Source organism: Acinetobacter sp. A2, from assembly GCF_012371325.1.
In the GTDB taxonomy this organism is placed as follows: domain Bacteria; phylum Pseudomonadota; class Gammaproteobacteria; order Pseudomonadales; family Moraxellaceae; genus Acinetobacter.
Map to the genome: position 1 here is coordinate 1 of NZ_JAAZQX010000042.1, position 18582 is coordinate 18582.

Sequence of the window (18582 nt, forward strand, 5' to 3'; positions counted from 1 at the left end):
GACCGACTCAGGCTCTAGTTACACGCTTGGCAACAAGACATTAACAGAGTGCGAATTAGTCCTTGAGTATGTTTGATACATTTTAAGGAACAGGATGGCATGCGATTACTCTTGGCTGAAGATGATGTATCTCAAGCAGAAAGTATTAAAACTTGGTTAGAAATGGATGGCTATAACGTCGATTGGGTCGAGCGTGGTGATCATGCTATTTTAGCCATTCAGCAGCATCAATATGATTGTGTGTTGCTAGATCGTGGTTTGCCTAAACACAGTGGCGATGAAATTCTGCAAGCCTTAAGACAACAGCAACAAGATACTCCAGTCATTTTCATCACCGCACGAGATAGCATTCAAGATCGGGTGCAAGGACTTGATTTGGGTGCCAATGATTATTTGGTCAAGCCATTCAGTTTAGAAGAGTTATCGGCTCGGGTGCGCAGTCAGTTACGCAATGCACAAAGCCATCCAAGCCATGATTTGGTTTTTGCTAATTTGGTTCTAGACACACAAAGCAAACAGGTGAAAGTAGATGATCAGCCAGTGAATTTAACTGCCAAAGAGTTTCAGATTTTACATAAACTGATGCAAAACCCGCAGCATGTAGTGACTCGCGAGCAGTTAGAAGAATCTTTATATGCATGGGGCGATGAAATTGAAAGTAATGCGATTGAGGTTTTTATTTATCAGTTACGTAAAAAAATTGGCAGTACTCGTATTAAAACCATACGTGGTTTAGGCTATCGTATGCAGCAAGATACAACCTAAAGCTGATTAAGCATGTCACAACATACGGTTTCTTTACAGTCAAAACTGGTCAAAAGTTCAGTACTGAGTTCAGTCTTGGCGGGAAGCCTTGCCTTAATTTTACTGTTGGCAGTTGCAAGTTATCAGACCATGCAAGTGCATGATGAAATTATGGATGAAATTGCCGATATGCTGCTGCGGGCAGACTTGCGTGATCATGCAGGTAATCAAGTTGATGAATTAAGCGAACAATTTCATATTGGCTATCAATTAACTTTGGATGATCTGATTCTGACGACATCAGAAGATGAAGATGACCTTTCTCAGCTTAACTTGCCTCAGCTAGTTCAAACTTCGACAGATAGTTTTTCATTTCATTGGCACGATGCTCAAATTTGGCGAAGCTATATTGCGCAAGAAGATGGCTTACAGGTAATTGTTACGCAGCCGCTAAAGTATCGCTTCAAGGAAATTGCTGCTACTAGTTTGGGTTATGCCGCCATTTTATTGGTGTTATGGTTACTGCAATGGGCAATTGTACATTTTATGATTGGTCGCCAATTTAAGCGGATTCAGCAATTATCTCAACAAATTGCAGCTAAAAATCAGCACGATTTAAGTGCCATTGTGCCTAGCCAACCCGAATTGAAAGAACTGCAACCGATGGTGCAGCAACTGAATAAATTACTATCACGTGTGGAACAATCTTTAATTGCAGAACAGCGTTTTACGGCAGATGCGTCGCATGAATTACGTTCCCCCTTATCTGCCATTCAAATGCGTTTACAGGTATTGAAGCGTAAATATCAACAGCAACCTGAGCTTGCACTAGATCTAGAGCAAATTCAGCGTGATGTTAGCCGTGGTACACAAGTGTTGGAAAATTTGCTGTTACTGGCACGTTTAGACCCGACAGATGAACAGTCCTTAAACAAAAGTGCGGTATCTGTCCAAACCCTCATGGATGAGGTTCTACAAAGCCTGGCGCCGTTCATTCAGGAAAAAAATATGCATGTTCAGTTGGATATACAGCCCATACAGGTACTGGGCAATGCAGAATTATTATTTAGCTGCTTACGTAACTTGGTTGATAATGCAGTGCGCTATGCTGCGCCACAAGGGACGATTTGGATAAAGACCAAAACCCATGAATTTACGCAGGAAATTTGCATAGCCGATAATGGGCAAACCGTAACCAATGAAGTCTTGGCACGTTTGGGGGAGCGCTTTTATCGGGCTTTGGGCAGTAAAACTCAAGGTTCTGGTTTGGGGCTTTCCATTTGTAAAAAAATTATAGAATTACATGCAGGTAAAATTGAGTTTGCACGAGCCGAACAAGGTGGTTTGCAAGTGCGAATTGTACTGCCTAAAAATAATTAAAAGGCCTCGTTAGTTTTTAAAATTGATCTAAAAAATAAATCCTTCAGCGCAAAAAAGCAGTATGCGCTGATTCATACTGCTGTTCCCACGTTTATTGTTGTATTAGTTATTTTTGTTATTTTGTGAGAATAAGGCGATTGTTGCGGGTTAAACGCAAACGATACTCTTCGCCCGCATGCAGAATACGAATTTCACGTCCTAGCGCAAATAAGTTATTTGAATGTAACATAGGTAAGGCATGCTGAGTGTCGGAATGACCTGAAAAAAAGCGAAATGGGGCATTCATTGTTATACTCCGTGGTGTGTAAGAATTGTTTTAAATGATAATCATTATCATGTAAACCTGTCAACGAATTATTGTAGAATTTATAAAATCGGTAATGCCTACCGAAATATGCTGCATTACAGAAGGAATGAGATTCATGTTCAAGCCAACTATTCATGTGGCAATAGCCTTACTTTTTCACCAAAATAAAGTTTTGGTTGGATGGCGGGAAGCCAAACAGCATCAAGGCAATAAGCATGAATTTCCAGGTGGTAAAGTGGAAGCAGGTGAAAGCCCTGTAGCGGCTTGCCGTCGTGAGGTATTTGAAGAAGTAGGCATTGGACTTCAGCATTGGCATGACTTTGATGTGATTTGCCATGAATATGACGATGTGATTGTCAATTTACACATCTTTCATGCTGCAGTACCCACTGCTTTATTAAAGGATATTCAAGTGCCTTGGGCTTGGTTTAGCCGCTCACAGTTATTAGATTTGAATTTCCCTCAAGCCAACCGTGCAATTCTACAGCGGCTAGTTTGGCCAAAAGCTATTAAAATTAGTGAAGATTTAAGCCTTTTAAGCAGCTTACCAAAAGAAAAATTACTGTATTGGCGAGTCGAGCCAACAGCTGAGCAGAAAATGGAGTTGATCCAATACTGCGTTGAACAATTGGGGCAGGTGATTATTAATTTGGAATTATGGAAGCAGCTTAATCCGATGCAGCAGCAAGCAGTCGCTGCGATTCATCTTAAACAATCTCAACTGATGCAATTACAAAAAGGCGATTTAAAAGTTGGTCTGCGCTATATTGCAGCGTGCCATGATATTGTTTCGGCACAGCATGCACAGCAGATTGGCTGTGAAGCAATTTTACTTAGCCCCGTTCTACCAACGGCTACCCATACAGATGCAACTGCTTTAGGGTGGGAAAAATTCCAACAGATTACCGAACTTGTCGATATTCCCGTGTTTGCTTTGGGGGGCTTAACGCAGGATGATCTCGCCGTGGCAGAGCAACACCATGCCTATGGTATTGCGGGCGTGCGTTTTATTTGATCTTTTGATTCCCAAACAAAAAAATCGCTGATGTGGTCTAACTCAGCGATTTTCTAAATTTTGCTCATGCACTTGTCATTACAAATTCTTTAAAGCCTGTTGGGCTTGCGCTAGGCTTTTCGCATTATTTTGTTTTTGTGCAGCTTTTTGAATCACCAGCCACAATTGGCGCTTCATGGCATCACTTTGTGCATAAGTCAAACCGCGACGTGCCAACGCTTCGGCATTGGCGGGTTGGTTTTTTTGATTGGCGATTAAAGCCAAATATAAATAAGTTTCAGCCGCTTGTGGAGCAAGACGCTGTGCTTGTAAGGCTGCAGTTTCAGCCTGATTAAATTGCCCTTGTTTATACGCCGTTTGGGTTTGCTGCATTAACTTTTTAAAAGCAGGTAAACTGCGACCATCTTCTAACTTTTGTTGTACCTTCTGTTGTGGCACCACCACTTGCAGAGATTGACGTTTAATTTCTTCACGTTCATAAGGTCGAATGACCACACCCTCGGGTGTCGTCACCGTTTTAGGTTTTTCTGGTGTTGGCTGAGCAGGAGTTGATTCAGGCAGACTTTGACAGCCCACAATTAAACTCAGTGAACCGAGCAACAGTGCGCTGAAAAAAGTTTTACCTGTAAAATGTAATTTCATAAGACCCAATGACCTATATCCTCAAGTGTTAATTGATATAACTACCGCTAGAGATGACACGTCCTTCAGCATTGTCATCAAATTCAGATTCAGTTTCACGGATATAATTCTCGATACTGTCGTCCGTTTCAGGTGTAGCTTGGTGAGTTTCGGTATCGGGTTGGTAAATAGGCTCGACCTGATAATGTGGCATACCACATGCTGTTGCCTGTCGTGGTACATTGTTACGATTCACAGGAATATACATTGCACCTTCACAGCCTTGTGCAGATAGATGCCCAGAACTGCGGTCAATCCAGTGCCATTGAATTTGCTCGGTTTGACGTAAATTAACTGGCTTTTGACGCAATTGCTGCATCACATTGGCCCACACTGGCAGTGCACCCGATGAACCTGTTAATCCAGTGACTTTGTTGTCATCTAAACCTAACCAAACCACCGCTAAATAGTTGCCAGAATAACCTGCAAACCATGAGTCACGGGTATCATTGGTGGTGCCTGATTTGCCTGCCAATTTTAAATCGGTGGATAAGCTGTTATATGCCGAGCGACCAGTACCTGAGCTCATGACTTGCTGTAAGCCATAATTCAAAATATAGGCTGCCGATGGGTCAATGGTTTGTTGTACGGTTAAGCCGTAACGATCTAATAAACGCCCATTGGCATCGACCACTGAACGAATGGCTTTGGTCGGATATTTGAAGCCACCTGTGGCAAAGTTGCCGTATATATCCATGACTTGCATAGGTGATAAATCTACCGCACCCAAGAAAATAGATGGGTATTGTGGAACTGCATCACTCGGTACACCAAATTTGATCAGGTGATTGCGGAAAGTAGAGAGTCCAAACTCTTGACCCAAGCGCACTGCAGACAGGTTATAAGACTGAGAGAGCGCTTGAGACATAGACACAATACCATGATCACTGCCACTGTAATTACGTGGTGTCCAAGACTTACCATCAATTGGGATACTGATGTGGCTGTCTTCTACAGGGCTGGCCCAGTTATAACGCCCGGACTCAATAGCACTCAAATAAATCACAGGTTTGAGTAATGAACCAACCTGACGTTTGGCATCTAATGCACGGTTAAAGCCTGTGAAATCTTGAGTTGAACCCACAGCTGCCACCAATTCACCATTTTCAGGATGAGAAATCAGCACCGCACCTTGTAGGTCTTTTAATCGTTTTGGATTGATTTTGCTTAAACGCTCAACCGAAGCTTTAAACGCACTTTGCACATTGGTTTGGGCAATTGGATCAAGCGTGGTAAAAATCCGCAAACCTTGATTGGTCAAGTCACCTTCTTGGTATTCGGTACGCAATTGACGACGCACAATATCCAAAAAGTCTGGGAAGCGGGCAGGGCCTAAGGTTGGTTTTGCAATGACATTTAATGGACGTGCAGTTTCTTTTTCATATTGTTCTTGGTTTAAATAACCCATCACCAACATATTATTTAAAACAATGTCACGGCGTTTTTTTGCAGCTTCTGGGTTACGCCACGGATTATATAAAGAAGGGCCTTGTACCAAACCGACCAAAAAAGCTTGTTGTGAAATATTCAGTTCACGTAATGGCATCCCAAAATAGAATTGCGAAGCCAAGCCATAACCATTGATTGAATAGTTACCATTTTGGCCTAAATTTACTTCATTTAAATAGGCTTCTAAAATTTCATCTTTGTTGTAATGCAGCTCAATAAGCATAGCCATAAGTGCTTCATTGGCTTTACGTTTTAAAGTACGTTCTGGGCTTAAATAAAAGTTTTTCACCAACTGTTGGGTGAGTGTAGAACCACCCTGACGCTTTCCGCCAGTGACGTTGCTGACAATGGCACGTGCAGTACCACGAATTGAAACCCCGTGGTGTTGATAAAAATTACGATCTTCAGTGGCAATTAACGCTTCAATTAAAGGTTTTGGTACTTTATTGAGTTTAATCAGGACACGGTCTTCATTGTGCTGCGGATAAATCCCGCCAATCAGCATAGGTTCTAAGCGTGCAATACCTGTATTAGACGGTTTGGTGGCACTCACTTCGCTAATTTGGTTATTGGCAAAACTTACTTTTAGTACTTGTTCAGGTTCGACACTATCGCCAAAGTCAAAACCACGGGTATGCACAAATAAGGTATTGCCATCTGTGACATAACTGCCTGTTTTGGCGTAATTATCCGTATTTTTATAACCCAGCAGTTTTAGTTCTTGCGTAAAGTCAGTCTGACTCACAGGTGCATTGCTATACACTTCTAATGGGCGTGCAAATACCTTGGCTGGAATATCCCATCGTTGTCCCTCGAATTTGTCTCTGACAATATTATCTAGACGAATCAAGTAGATACTAAATGCAATAAACCCACCAATAACGATAATGCAAAATAGTAATGTAATTATGCCTATGCCACGCTCAGACTTCATAAATCGCGATAAGATCCTGATAAATTTTGCTAATCATGCGAAGCTTTTACTGAATTTGCAATAATTAATCTGTGACTGAACAGAAAATTACGTCATAAAATAGGCCGTAAAATGTAGTTTTAAAGTTTTTTTAAATCAATCGGGTTAGTGCTATTATAGGCATCGAATCGTAGCGGAGCGATATCGCAGGTGCAACTCTCACATAAGAACTTTCGGAACATTGGACTGATTGGTCGTCCAGACAAATATTCTGTCGTAGAAACTTTATGTCTGATCCATGATCATATTTTAGGCTTGGGCTTGCATCCCGTTTTTGATTCTGAAACTGCTGAACTTGTGCCTTATGCCAACACACAAACCGTTAGCCGTGCTTTATTGGGGGAAGTGGTTGATTTGGTGATTGTGGTGGGTGGCGATGGTTCATTACTGCATGCAGCACGGGCACTGGTCAAATACAATACGCCTGTGATTGGTGTGAACCGTGGTCGTTTAGGTTTCTTGACCGATATTAAACCGACTGAAGTTATTTTTAAATTAGATCAAGTGTTACAAGGTCACTTCCAGTCAGACCGTCGTTTTTTACTGGAAATGGAAGTGCGCTCTAAAGGCGAAATCATTTATGAAGCGATTGCTTTAAATGATGTGGTGCTGCATTCGGGCAAGTCTGTGCACATGATTGACTTTGAGCTGAACATTGATGGGCAGTATGTCTACCGTCAGCATAGTGATGGTCTAATTGTTTCAACCCCTACAGGTTCAACCGCTTATGCTTTGTCGGGTGGTGGGCCAATTGTACATCCAAGCATGGATGCAATTGCGTTGGTGCCTATGCATCCACATACGTTGTCTTCGCGTCCAATTGTGGTGGGCGGACACAGTGAAATTAAAATCCAGATTCGTGAAAACCGTGTGTTGCCAATGGTCAGTGCCGATGGTCAACATAGTGTTTCATTAAATGTTGGAGATAGTTTGCATATCCGCAAACATCCTTATAAATTGAATTTATTACATCCACCTGGTTATGACTTTTATATGGCATGTCGTACCAAGTTAGGATGGAACCAAGATTTTGAATCAATGCAACAGCAGGATGAATGATGAATATTGAACAAATGCTTGCCGTACTCGATCCTGAAATTGTTGGACGTTTAAAAACGGCAGTTGAAATTGGTAAATGGCCAAATGGCGTTGCTTTGACCAAGGAGCAACGTGAAATTTGCATGCAAGCGGTATATGCATGGGAAATGAAAAACCTGCCTGAAACCGAGCGCAGTGGCTATATTGACCGTGGCACTAAAGAAGAAGGCGAGCAATGTGATGACGATCATCACAAGCATGAGGAATTTAAACCTATTCGTTTTGTTTAAATCACGCCATGTAACTTTTAATTTAGAATTGAAAGCGCAAAAAGACACCTCTGAAGGTGTCTTTTTTATTGCCGTATTTTTAGCAAAGTTTTGGGTTTTAGTGATGGCGATTTTGCCAAAGCTGCTGTGCGGTTTGCATTGCTGCATCATAATCGTCACAAACGCCCATGGTGTATAAAGCAATGCCCATGGTTTCAGTCACTGCAATTTCACCATATTCATGCGGTTGCTGACCTAACCACACCGCTTTCAAAACAGCCAAATCTAGTTCTTCTTCTACAGGGCTGCGGCTATCGGTCAATTTAGGTAGTTCGTGCTCATATAAGGTGCCATTCTTAATACCACAAATTAAAGTTCTGGCATCTGGATTGCGTTCAAATTCACCACCTTCACCTTTAATGACCGCACTGTTTTGATAACCTAGCTGAAATGCCGCTTGTTGATGTGAACTGCGGTAAGCAGGATGGAAAATAGCCTGCATCGTGGCTTTGGCATTAAATGGATTGATCAGCCGAGCAAGGGTATGAATTGGCGAGCGCAAACCCATGACATTGCGTAAGTTGATAAGATCACTCAAAATGGGTGAAATGGCATGTAGCGGCAAATAGGCAAAATTGCGTTGTGCCAATTGCTCCTCAACTTGTAGGTCGTTTTCGCAAATGGGGAAACCTAAATATTGCAGTGCTTGTTCGGTATATAAGCGGTTAATGGTGTGCCCAGAAGCGCCATGCATGACTACTTTATAGCCATGCTTTGCCAAAGTCAGTGCCGCCAATAAAAACCACGGATAATGTTTGCGTTTACCTGCATAAGAAGACCAATCTAAATCGACGTGTAGTGGTTTAAATTGCAACTGATCACGAGTCGCTTGGACAAAGCCTGCCAATTCATCTACCGATTCTTCTTTTACACGCAGCAGCATTAAAAAAGCTCCCAATTGCACATCGAGCACTTCATTGCGCAAAATCATGCCAAAGGCTTGATAGGCTTCATCATAGGTTAGTGAACGTGCGCCTGTTTTGCCTTTACCAATAATACGGATAAATTGTGCAAAAGGATGTTCTGCATCTTTATAAATATTTCTTTTATTTGGGTTTGTATTTAGCATAAGCGGGTTCATACGTCTTTCATTTGAAATTTCACAATGACCTTAGTGTATAAACTTCGGCAACAGTTTGCAGCATTATTCACAGCGTTGGCTATAAGTTTAAGTGAGCATTTGCGCTGTGCATTAAAGTTTGACTGCAAAGTAATATAAGTGCGCACAATAATGCATGACAGCTAGGTTAAAAATGCATAGCATGGGATGGATTGAAAACAACAATTGAAAAACCAAGGATGTTATATGCTGGCTTATGATGCAGATTTAGAATTATTTAGAGATAACTTTCGCCGTTTTATGCAGGAACATATTGCACCGCATTATGCAACGTGGGAACGCGAAGGCATCATGCCGCGCAGTGTCTGGAATTTGCTCGGTGAAAATGGTTTTTTATGTATTGATGTGCCAGAAGAATATGGCGGTTATGGCGTGCCGACACATTATTCTTTAATGTTAGTCGAAGAATCAGCACGTGCAGGCTATAGCGCACTGTCTACAGGTATTTCTTGTCACTCTGAAATTGCTGCGCCGTATATTTTGCATATTGGTACAGAAGAGCAAAAACAATACTGGTTGCCACGCATGGTGTCGGGTGAGGTGGTTGGCGCAATTGGTATGACTGAACCAGGTGCAGGTTCTGACTTACAGGCCATGCGTACCAATGCCATTTTGCAAGATGAGTATTATGTTTTAAATGGCTCCAAGACATTTATTTCTAATGGTCAGCATGCAGACTTAGTGGTTCTCGCTGTAAAAACTGATCCACAAGCACGTGCCAAAGGTGTATCGCTGATGTTGGTCGATACGCATTTAGATGGCTTTAAAAAAGGAACCAATCTGGAAAAAATTGGTTTGCATTCACAAGACACGTCAGAGCTATTTTTTGACAATGTTAAAGTGCCAAAAAATCAATTGTTGGGTCAGGCAGGGCAAGGTTTTGCCTATTTAATGCAGGAATTGCCACGTGAGCGTACTGCTATTGCAGCGACAGCATTAGGCGCAATTCGCGGCTCGATTGATGTAACCACACAATATGTGCAAGAGCGTCAGGCTTTTGGACAAGCGATTGGACAGTTCCAGAACTCTCGCTTTGTATTGGCGCAGGCCAAAATTGATGAATTGGCAACAGCTGCTTTTTATAATCAAAACGTCGAATTGTATATGCAAGGCAAACTCGATGTAGAAACCGCAGCTGCGCTCAAAAGCTTTTCAACAGACATGCAAATGAAAATAGCCGATCAATTATTACAACTGTTCGGAGGCTATGGCTATATGACTGAGTATCCGATTTCACGTTTCTTTGTGGATGCGCGTATCCAGCGGATTTACGGTGGAACCAATGAAATTATGAAAGAAATTGTGGCACGTAGTTTATTAGGACGTTAAGTCGGAACATCTATTTTTGATATCAAGCCGAAAAATTTAAACGGAGAGTCAGCCCTGTGCTGGCTCTTTTTATATTCAGACTTAAAAGCAATCAGCTAATTGCTATTTACACTCAAACTAAGTTTGGAGCAGGTTAAAATAATCGGGCAAATAACTAAGTCAGTTATCACTTATACCCATCATGTATTTAAGAGATTGGTGATGCTTTGATCAACTGTATGTTTTTAAATCTGAAACACTGAAAGTTGTATTGCGCAACATTTGAAAGCTAACTATTGTTATACTATTTGCAAAATGTTTATGAAGGGCGACATAACAATGATCCAAGACGATCAGAACACAACGACTTCTCTTGATCTCGCTAAAATCCGTGAAGATATTGACTCTGTAGACCAACAGATTCAACAGCTGATTAACCGTCGGGCACGACTTGCAGAGGCGGTGGCGAAAGCAAAATTTGCAGCAGAAGAGAATCCGTTGTTTTACCGTCCTGAACGTGAAGCACAAGTTTTACGTAATGTTATGGAACGCAACGAAGGGCCGTTGTCTGATGTGACCATGGCACGTTTATTCCGTGAAATTATGTCGGCATGTTTGGCGCTAGAAGCGCCACAAAGTATTGCGTTCTTGGGTCCAATTGGCACTTATACACATTCTGCCGTACTTAAACATTTTGGTCAGGATGCGATAGTGCGTCCGCTTCCTACCATTGATGAAGTATTCCGTGAAGTGGAAGCAGGCAGTGCACACTATGGCTTAGTACCTGTCGAAAACTCATCTGAAGGTGTGGTAAACCACACGCTAGATTGTTTTAAATCTTCACCATTAAATGTCATTGGTGAGGTGGAGTTGCGTATTCATCACCAATTCCTTGTGTCTGAAAATACCCGCAAAGACAGCATTAAACAAATTTATGCACATCAGCAAACTTTAGCTCAATGCCGTAAGTGGTTAGATGTGCATTATCCGGGCGTTGAACGTGTAGCACTTAGCTCAAATGCAGAAGCAGCACGCCGTATTCGCAATGAATGGCATTCTGCTGCTATTGCTTCTGAAATTGCAGCTAGCATTTACGAACTCGAAACTTTGCATAGCAATATTGAAGATAACCCTGAAAATACCACACGTTTTTTGGTGATTGGTCGTGAGAAAGTTCCACAAAGTGGCAATGACAAAACTTCATTGTTAGTGTCTGCGCACGACCGTGCAGGTGCCTTGCTTGAAATTCTTGCACCATTTGCGAAGCACAATATTAGCCTGACCAGTATTGAAACCCGTCCTGCTTTACCTGAAAAATGGTCGTATGTGTTCTTTATTGATTTAGAAGGGCATGTCGATCAAGACAATGTACGTGCAGCGATTGAAGAAATTCGCCCATTGGTAAAAGAAATTCGTGTCTTGGGTTCATATCCTGCTGCAGTGCTATAACCGTATTTAATTTGTTGGTGTGCATTTCATGATGCGCACCACCTCCATCACCTAGTCTACTGGAAGTGTAAAATGTCGTTTGTCCCAGCCAATGAAGGTATCTCGAAGTTAAAGCCTTATCAACCAGGTAAACCAATCAGTGAACTTGAGCGTGAGCTAGGGATTACAGATATCGTCAAACTTGCATCGAATGAAAACCCATTGGGCTGTTCAGACAAAGTTAAAGAAGCTGTAGCGGCTGAAATTGCAGAAATTGGTCGCTATCCAGATGGTGGTGGTTTTATTTTAAAAGACCAAATTCAAAAACAGTTTGGTTTTGCACATGACCGAATTACTTTAGGTAATGGTTCAAATGACTTGCTTGAAATGTTTGCTCGTGCATTCGTTTCAGACAAAGATTCAGTTTTGTATAGTCAGCATGCTTTTGCAGTCTATGCCTTGGTAACGCAAGCGATTAATGCACAAGCCATTGAAGTACCTGCCAAAGGTTTTTCACATGACTTAGATGCAATGGCTGCAGCAATTCAAGACAACACTAAATTAATTTTTATTGCGAACCCAAATAATCCAACAGGTACTTGGTTTGAAGAGGCTGAATTTGAAGCCTTTATGCAAAAAGTTCCTGCACGGGTGATTGTGGTACTTGATGAAGCCTATGTGGAATATTTCCCAGAAAACTTCAACAGCCTGAAATTCCTTGAGCAATATCCGAACCTTATCGTGAGCCGCACCTTATCTAAATGTTATGGTTTGGCTGCATTGCGTGTTGGTTTTGCATTGGCATCGGCAGAAGTGACTGACTATTTAAACCGTATTCGTCAGCCATTTAACGTTAACCATTTGGCAATGGTGGCCGCAGTTGCTGCATTACAAGATGAAGATTTTATTGAAAAATCTCGTATTAGCAATAAAGCTGGTATGGCGCAATTAGAAGCAGGCTTTAAAGCATTGGGCTTAAATTATGTGCCTTCACGTGCTAACTTTATTTTGGTTGATGTAGAGGCTGATCCAGGTCAAACATTTAATGCTTTATTGAAAGAAGGCGTGATTGTTCGTCCTGTAGGTATTACAACGCATTTACGTGTTTCAATTGGTACAGAAGCAGAAAATGCCAAGTTCCTACGTGCATTAGCAAAAGTATTGGGCAAGGAAGCAAAGGCATAAAACATGGCGCAACCATTGTTTGAAAAAGTTGCATTTATCGGACTCGGGCTTATTGGCTCGAGTTTGGCACGTGTAATGCTGGCAGAAAATTTAACTCAGCATATTGTTGCTTCGACCCGCTCTGAAAAGACCTTACAGGATGCTTTAGAATTAGGGTTGATTGAACAAGGTTTTAATAATCCTGTAGAGGCCGTACAGGGTGCAGATTTGGTGGTGTTGGCATTGCCTGTACAAGCGACAGAAAAAGTCTTACGACAGATTCAGCCTTATTTGGCAGATCACGTGATTCTGACCGATGTTGGTAGCACCAAAGGTAGTGTAGTGGCTGCAGCCAAAGCCGTATTTGGTGATAACTTACCTGAAGGTTTTGTCCCTGGTCATCCAATAGCAGGGGCAGAACATACAGGTGTGCATGCAGGTAAGGTTGATCTATTTGCCAACCACAAAGTGATTTTGACTCCTTTACCTAGTAGTGCGTCATGGGCAGTCAGCAAACTGATTCAAATGTGGGAAAGCGCCAAAGCTGAAGTCATTTGCATGGATGTGGAAAAGCACGATGAAGTCTTGGCATATACCAGTCATCTTCCCCATTTAATGGCCTTTAATTTGGTCGAACAATTGGCAAATCGGGAAGATAATTTAGACATTTTCCGTTATGCTGCGGGAGGCTTTCGTGACTTCTCTCGTATTGCTGCCAGTGATCCGCAAATGTGGCATGACATTTTCTTTGCCAATAAAACTGCACTGTTAAAAGCGGTGGATGGCTTTGAAAGTCAACTTGAGATTATTCGCCAATTGATTGAACAAGAAGACTCGCATGCTTTAATGGGCTTGCTAGGACATGCGCAAGCGGCACGACAGCATTTTAACTACATGCTCGCCAAGAAACCTTTTATGGAGAACAATAACGTGACACAACAATTTACGATTTTGCCGGGTGCTAAGACTTTCCAAGGTAAATTTACCGTACCGGGTGACAAATCTGTGTCACATCGTTCAATTATGTTTGGTGCCATTGCTGAAGGCACTACGCATGTGACAGGTTTCCTTGAAGGTGAAGATGCTTTAGCGACTTTGCAAGCATTCCGTGATATGGGTGTAAGCATTGAAGGCCCTAAAAATGGTGAAGTCACTATTCATGGGGTGGGCATGCAAGGTTTAAAAGCACCTGCAGGCGCAATTTATATGGGCAACTCAGGCACCTCAATGCGCTTGTTAGCAGGTATGTTATCTGCGCAGCAGTTTGACTCTGTTATGACTGGTGATGCGTCATTGACCAAGCGACCAATGGAACGTATTGCAAAACCATTACGTGAAATGGGTGCTCAAATTCAAACGACGGGTGAACGTGGAACACCGCCTGTATCTATTACAGGTGCGCAAGCACTGAAAGGCATTCAATATGACTTGCCAATGGCATCTGCGCAAGTGAAGTCAGGTATTTTACTGGCAGGACTTTGGGCAGAAGGCGAAACGTCAGTGACTGAACCTGAACCAACCCGTGACCATACAGAGCGTATGTTGCGTGCATTTGGCTATGAAGTGAAAACAGAAGGCAACCGTATTTCATTGCAAGGTGGCGGTAAATTAGTTGGCACTAATATTCAAGTACCATCCGATATTTCCTCTGCTGCGTTCTTTATGGTGGGTGCTGCCATTACAGAAAATTCAGATGTCACCTTGGAAGCGGTGGGGATTAACCCAACCCGTACTGGTGTAATTGAAATTCTGAAACAAATGGGTGCGGACTTAAGTGTAGAAAATGAGCGCATTGCAGGCGGTGAACCTATTGCAGATATTCGTATTCGTGGTTCACGTACTTTAAAAGGTATTCATGTTCCTGAAGATCAAGTCCCTTTAGCAATTGATGAATTTCCAGCATTGTTCATTGCAGCAGCATGTGCCGAAGGTGAAACTGTACTGACAGGTGCTGCAGAATTGCGCGTGAAAGAATCTGACCGTATTCAAGTTATGGCAGATGGTTTAAAAACTATGGGTATTGACTGCACACCAACTGAAGATGGCATTATCATTCAGGGTAAAGGTAAAGCAGGCGACTGGTCACCAGTATTTACTGGCGGTGAAATTGAATCACATCATGACCACCGTATTGCCATGAGTTTCTCTATGGCAGGTTTGCGTACCTCAGGTGAAATTAAAATTGTCGGTACAGAAACTGTTGCGACCAGTTTCCCAACCTTTACTGAACTTGCTGGCGTGGCGGGTTTAAATATTCAAGTAACAGAATAAGCCAAAGTGATATAGGGGATGAGATGAAGCATCACAAACCCTATACTTTATGCTGAAACAGCCAAGCTTTTGCTTGGCTGTTTGCGTTTTATTGCTTATGCTAAACCCATACAAGAAAAAAGCCTTTGGGTCTGAGCATGCGCAAATTAAAATTTATGGCGAATTGTGAAAATAAACAAGAGTTACAAGATTGCACCTTGGCACAGAATTATGTTGCAAATTTACTTTCACAGAATTTATCCCAATATGGTTTTCAGACTTTGCCACAAAGCGGTGCGCAGGTGGCAGTGAGTGTAGATGAATACGCTTTACCATTGGCAGTAAACTGTCAAAGCCGTGATGAAGATGGGCATTTGGTTTGTGTAATTACCTCATACCCAAATGAAGAGCAAGACTGGCTAGAGCGTATTACTGAGCAAAGCTTGCTAAATCAATTGGCGCAAGCAGTAGAAAACACCCTGAAAGAAGATCATTCATTTAGCGAGTTTGAATGGAAAGGTTAAAACAATGTAGATGCAAATGAGTCATTTAAAATTTATACTTGATTTATAAATCAAAATTATTCATTTTTTAAATGATATGTCATCTAATTGACACATCCTAACCGTATATTGAGCAGCAAGAAAAATACAACATAACAACCTGATTTTAACCCGCTTAATTTGGGAGAGTTAAGTGGGTTTTTTATTGCCCAGAGAATAATAAAATTAAACATCGCCTAAGTTACAGCGACTTAAAAAATATTTTTAAGAAAACTTTTTCCGATGCAGTTAAGCAAAAACACACATTGGAGTTTGCCTTGTGCTGCTGCTATAGTGAGCTCTGTATTTTTTATTTAGGTGGTTTATGCTCGCTTTAATTTCTCCAGCCAAGACTTTAGATTACGAAACTGCATTACCTAGCGATGTATATACTCAACCTAGATTACTTGAACATTCACAAGAATTAATTGATGTGGCACGTAAACTATCAGCGACTGAAATTGCCAGTTTAATGAGCGTGAGTGAAAAAATTGCCACTTTGAATGTTGAGCGTTTTCGTGACTGGCAAGCAGAATTTGATCTTGCCAATGCGCGTCAAGCCATGTTTGCCTTTAAAGGGGATGTGTATACAGGTTTAGATGCCTATAGTCTGTCTCCTGCAGATATTGAGTTTGCCCAACAACATTTGCGTATGCTTTCGGGGCTATATGGTTTATTGCGTCCTTTAGATTTAATGATGCCGTACCGCTTGGAAATGGGCACTAAATTGCATAATGCACGTGGTGAAAATCTATATCATTTCTGGGGTGAGATTATCACCAATTTGATTAATCAAGATTTAACGCAAAGTCAGTCTGATCTATTGGTGAATTTGGCTTCAGATGAATACTATAAAGCCGTTCAGGAAACAAAAATTCAGGCTGAAATTATTAAGCCAGTATTTCTAGATCAGAAAAATGGCAAATACAAAGTCATTAGTTTTTATGCCAAAAAAGCCCGTGGTTTGATGGCGCGTTTTATCATCGAGAATAAATTAGAACGCGCAGAAGACTTAAAAGCATTCAATAGTGAAGGTTATTATTTCGATGCAGACAGCTCATTAAAAGGTGAACTGGTCTTTAAACGTGATGAACAGGCGGCCTAAACTGTCGGTTTAATTCTTAAAACTCCCATCATGGCTAAAGTTTAGCTGATGGGAGTGTTGATTCAATCTGCATTTCGCCTATAACTGTTTAAATGCCTCAATCGCGCGCAGACGACTCTGTTTTAAATCTACTATCGGCTGAGGATAATTCAGTTTTAAATTTGGATTTTTCGCATAAGGTTCGTGAATGTGTTTGGCATCTAAATGTGCCAGTTCAGGTAACCAGCTGCGAATATAATCTCCCTGTGGGTCAAACTTTTGGGACTGGCTTACAGGGTTGAAAATCCGAAAATAGGGCACAGCATCTGTCCCTGTCGAGGCGCACCATTGCCAACCACCATTATTGGCAGCTAAATCACCATCAATCAAATGCTGCATAAACCACTGTTCGCCTAAGCGCCAGTCAATCAACAAATTCTTGCATAGAAACATTGCAGTAATCATTCTGACCCGATTGTGCATCCAGCCTGTATGCAGGAGTTGCCGCATTCCTGCATCTACAATTGGGATACCTGTTTGTCCTTGTTGCCATGCCGCTAAACCTGCTGGATCATTACGCCACACAATTTGTGCAGTCTGGTCTTTAAAAGGTTGGCGTTGGGAAACTTTGGGATAATCAAACAAAATATGTTGATAAAACTCACGCCAAAGTAATTCATCTAACCAAGTTTGTTGCCCAATATTTTCCAGATGAAAATGACCTTGCGACGAAGCAAAAACCGCAGCCAGACACTGCCGAATAGATAAAATCCCACAATTTAAATAAGCAGAGAGCCGACTTGTGCCTGACCGTGCAGGAAAATCACGCTGTTGCTGATAATCTTGCATGTGCTGATGCACAAAATCATCCAACAATTGCTGCGCATGTTGTTCCGTAACTGCCCATAAATTTTGCTGTTTTTGTGGAACGGCAGCCCATCCCCAAGTTTCTAAATTGGGAACAGTCGATTCATATTCAGAAGGTAATTTAATTGCGATTTGTGGCTTTGGTGATGGGAAGCAGCGTGGTATAGCCAAACTTAATAGCTGATATGCATACTTTTTAAATGCGCTAAATATCTGATAGGGTTTCATGCTCTGATTGCGCACACTGCCTACAGGGAAAAGCGTACGATCATGGTAGAGGATTAAATCCAGCCCTTGCTTGTTCAGGGTCTGTTGTAGTTGTAAGTCACGTTTTAACTCATTTACGCCCAATTCAATATTGGCATATATGTTTTGTATGGGGTGTGAGGTACTCAATTGTGTGCAGAGTTGGCTTACAGCAGTTGGAATATCTGACCAAAGTGGAACAGTTTGGATAATAAGGGGAATATTTAGCTGTGCTAACTGGTTTTTTAAGGCTTGTAACTGACGCAAATAAAAGTCAATTTTTATAGACGCATCATCATGCAAGAGGTGTTGCTGTGGAGACAGAACCACCAAACCAATACATGGCGCATTTTGACTCGCATGCCAAAGCGCACTGTGATCTGAAATTCTTAAATCTTGTCGGAACCAAACTAAATTATAGCTGCGCATGGAAAATATGCTTGCGGTGGGCTGAAATGTTGTCTCATTATAAGCATGGCTGTGCAGCCTTGTGTTCAATGAAAAAAGTTTGTTTGCTCAATAAATCGGCAATGTATAGCGCAGAATAATAATGATAAGACTTGAAGATTACTTTCCAAAATCTCTGTACACGACAAAAATAGATAACTCATTGAAATAATGTCACAATAATTGTTTTCTAACGACGAATACTATGAC

16 protein-coding genes are annotated in these 18582 nt (G+C 41.6%); 11 read left to right on the forward strand and 5 right to left on the reverse strand.

Features of this window, described 5'->3' with window-relative positions; all coding sequences use genetic code 11:
* The first annotated feature begins 99 nt into the window (after positions 1–99).
* Both HHA43_RS12045 and HHA43_RS12050 read left to right on the forward strand, forming a co-directional pair.
* Positions 100–765: a response regulator transcription factor gene (locus HHA43_RS12045; protein WP_168417991.1), complete on the forward strand. Its 666-nt coding sequence runs from the start codon at positions 100–102 to the stop codon at positions 763–765.
* Positions 766–777: 12 nt separating this feature from the next.
* On the forward strand, positions 778–2124 hold the full coding sequence (locus HHA43_RS12050; RefSeq protein ID WP_168417990.1) for a sensor histidine kinase: 1347 nt from the start codon (positions 778–780) through the stop codon (positions 2122–2124).
* Between the two features lie 115 nt (positions 2125–2239).
* Here the strand turns inward: HHA43_RS12050 and hemP are convergent, their stop codons facing one another.
* Complete coding sequence (hemP, locus tag HHA43_RS12055) at positions 2240–2410, reverse strand: hemin uptake protein HemP (RefSeq protein ID WP_168417989.1); 171 nt, start codon at positions 2408–2410, stop codon at positions 2240–2242.
* 136 nt (positions 2411–2546) lie between these two features.
* On the opposite strand from hemP, the gene HHA43_RS12060 reads away from it, so the two are divergent.
* A complete protein-coding gene (locus HHA43_RS12060) occupies positions 2547–3446 on the forward strand; it encodes an NUDIX domain-containing protein (protein ID WP_168417988.1) in 900 nt (299 codons plus the stop codon).
* 78 nt (positions 3447–3524) lie between these two features.
* Here HHA43_RS12060 and HHA43_RS12065 read toward each other — a convergent pair whose 3' ends face one another.
* Both HHA43_RS12065 and mrcB read right to left on the reverse strand, forming a co-directional pair.
* Positions 3525–4088, reverse strand: coding sequence for a tetratricopeptide repeat protein (locus HHA43_RS12065; RefSeq protein ID WP_168461320.1), 564 nt, complete (start codon positions 4086–4088; stop codon positions 3525–3527).
* Positions 4089–4116: 28 nt separating this feature from the next.
* Positions 4117–6510 (reverse strand): penicillin-binding protein 1B, encoded by a 2394-nt coding sequence (gene mrcB / locus HHA43_RS12070; RefSeq protein WP_168461322.1) that lies wholly within the window; start codon positions 6508–6510, stop codon positions 4117–4119.
* Positions 6511–6690: 180 nt separating this feature from the next.
* Between mrcB and HHA43_RS12075 the strand changes: the two genes are divergently transcribed.
* Both HHA43_RS12075 and HHA43_RS12080 read left to right on the forward strand, forming a co-directional pair.
* On the forward strand, positions 6691–7608 hold the full coding sequence (locus HHA43_RS12075; RefSeq protein ID WP_236162403.1) for an NAD(+) kinase: 918 nt from the start codon (positions 6691–6693) through the stop codon (positions 7606–7608).
* The gene (locus tag HHA43_RS12080) at positions 7608–7877 is read left to right on the forward strand and encodes a YeaC family protein (RefSeq protein WP_168417984.1); all 270 of its coding nucleotides are present in this window, start codon (positions 7608–7610) and stop codon (positions 7875–7877) included. Before HHA43_RS12075 ends, HHA43_RS12080 begins: the two co-directional genes overlap by 1 nt.
* A gap of 97 nt (positions 7878–7974) precedes the next feature.
* On the opposite strand, the gene HHA43_RS12085 is transcribed toward HHA43_RS12080, so the two are convergent.
* Positions 7975–8985, reverse strand: coding sequence for a glycosyl transferase family protein (locus tag HHA43_RS12085; protein WP_168417983.1), 1011 nt, complete (start codon positions 8983–8985; stop codon positions 7975–7977).
* Between the two features lie 237 nt (positions 8986–9222).
* Between HHA43_RS12085 and HHA43_RS12090 the strand changes: the two genes are divergently transcribed.
* The 6 genes from HHA43_RS12090 to yaaA all read left to right on the forward strand — a co-directional run bounded on the left by HHA43_RS12090 (position 9223) and on the right by yaaA (position 16833).
* Positions 9223–10365, forward strand: a complete 1143-nt coding sequence (locus tag HHA43_RS12090; protein WP_168417982.1) for an acyl-CoA dehydrogenase family protein — start codon at positions 9223–9225, stop codon at positions 10363–10365.
* A 318-nt stretch (positions 10366–10683) separates the two neighbouring features.
* Complete coding sequence (pheA, locus tag HHA43_RS12095; RefSeq protein ID WP_168461323.1) at positions 10684–11793, forward strand: prephenate dehydratase; 1110 nt, start codon at positions 10684–10686, stop codon at positions 11791–11793.
* 72 nt (positions 11794–11865) lie between these two features.
* Positions 11866–12957, forward strand: coding sequence for a histidinol-phosphate transaminase (gene hisC / locus HHA43_RS12100; protein WP_168461325.1), 1092 nt, complete (start codon positions 11866–11868; stop codon positions 12955–12957).
* Positions 12958–12960: 3 nt separating this feature from the next.
* Entirely contained in the window at positions 12961–15207 is a 2247-nt protein-coding gene (locus HHA43_RS12105) for a bifunctional prephenate dehydrogenase/3-phosphoshikimate 1-carboxyvinyltransferase (protein WP_168461326.1), read from the forward strand.
* Between the two features lie 137 nt (positions 15208–15344).
* Positions 15345–15710: a hypothetical protein gene (locus HHA43_RS12110; RefSeq protein WP_168461328.1), complete on the forward strand. Its 366-nt coding sequence runs from the start codon at positions 15345–15347 to the stop codon at positions 15708–15710.
* Between the two features lie 343 nt (positions 15711–16053).
* The gene (gene yaaA, locus HHA43_RS12115; RefSeq protein WP_168417979.1) at positions 16054–16833 is read left to right on the forward strand and encodes a peroxide stress protein YaaA; all 780 of its coding nucleotides are present in this window, start codon (positions 16054–16056) and stop codon (positions 16831–16833) included.
* Between the two features lie 78 nt (positions 16834–16911).
* On the opposite strand, the gene HHA43_RS12120 is transcribed toward yaaA, so the two are convergent.
* The gene (locus HHA43_RS12120) at positions 16912–18354 is read right to left on the reverse strand and encodes a cryptochrome/photolyase family protein (RefSeq protein WP_168461330.1); all 1443 of its coding nucleotides are present in this window, start codon (positions 18352–18354) and stop codon (positions 16912–16914) included.
* Positions 18355–18582: the final 228 nt, after the last annotated feature.

Coding starts and splice junctions, on each gene's coding strand:
- HHA43_RS12045 (WP_168417991.1), top strand. CDS start 100: ATGCGATTACTCTTGGCTGAAGATGATGTATCTCAAGCAGAAAGTATT.
- HHA43_RS12050 (WP_168417990.1), top strand. CDS start 778: ATGTCACAACATACGGTTTCTTTACAGTCAAAACTGGTCAAAAGTTCA.
- hemP (WP_168417989.1), bottom strand. CDS start 2,410: ATGAATGCCCCATTTCGCTTTTTTTCAGGTCATTCCGACACTCAGCAT.
- HHA43_RS12060 (WP_168417988.1), top strand. CDS start 2,547: ATGTTCAAGCCAACTATTCATGTGGCAATAGCCTTACTTTTTCACCAA.
- HHA43_RS12065 (WP_168461320.1), bottom strand. CDS start 4,088: ATGAAATTACATTTTACAGGTAAAACTTTTTTCAGCGCACTGTTGCTC.
- mrcB (WP_168461322.1), bottom strand. CDS start 6,510: ATGAAGTCTGAGCGTGGCATAGGCATAATTACATTACTATTTTGCATT.
- HHA43_RS12080 (WP_168417984.1), top strand. CDS start 7,608: ATGAATATTGAACAAATGCTTGCCGTACTCGATCCTGAAATTGTTGGA.
- HHA43_RS12085 (WP_168417983.1), bottom strand. CDS start 8,985: ATGCTAAATACAAACCCAAATAAAAGAAATATTTATAAAGATGCAGAA.
- HHA43_RS12090 (WP_168417982.1), top strand. CDS start 9,223: ATGCTGGCTTATGATGCAGATTTAGAATTATTTAGAGATAACTTTCGC.
- pheA (WP_168461323.1), top strand. CDS start 10,684: ATGATCCAAGACGATCAGAACACAACGACTTCTCTTGATCTCGCTAAA.
- hisC (WP_168461325.1), top strand. CDS start 11,866: ATGTCGTTTGTCCCAGCCAATGAAGGTATCTCGAAGTTAAAGCCTTAT.
- HHA43_RS12105 (WP_168461326.1), top strand. CDS start 12,961: ATGGCGCAACCATTGTTTGAAAAAGTTGCATTTATCGGACTCGGGCTT.
- HHA43_RS12110 (WP_168461328.1), top strand. CDS start 15,345: ATGCGCAAATTAAAATTTATGGCGAATTGTGAAAATAAACAAGAGTTA.
- yaaA (WP_168417979.1), top strand. CDS start 16,054: ATGCTCGCTTTAATTTCTCCAGCCAAGACTTTAGATTACGAAACTGCA.
- HHA43_RS12120 (WP_168461330.1), bottom strand. CDS start 18,354: ATGCGCAGCTATAATTTAGTTTGGTTCCGACAAGATTTAAGAATTTCA.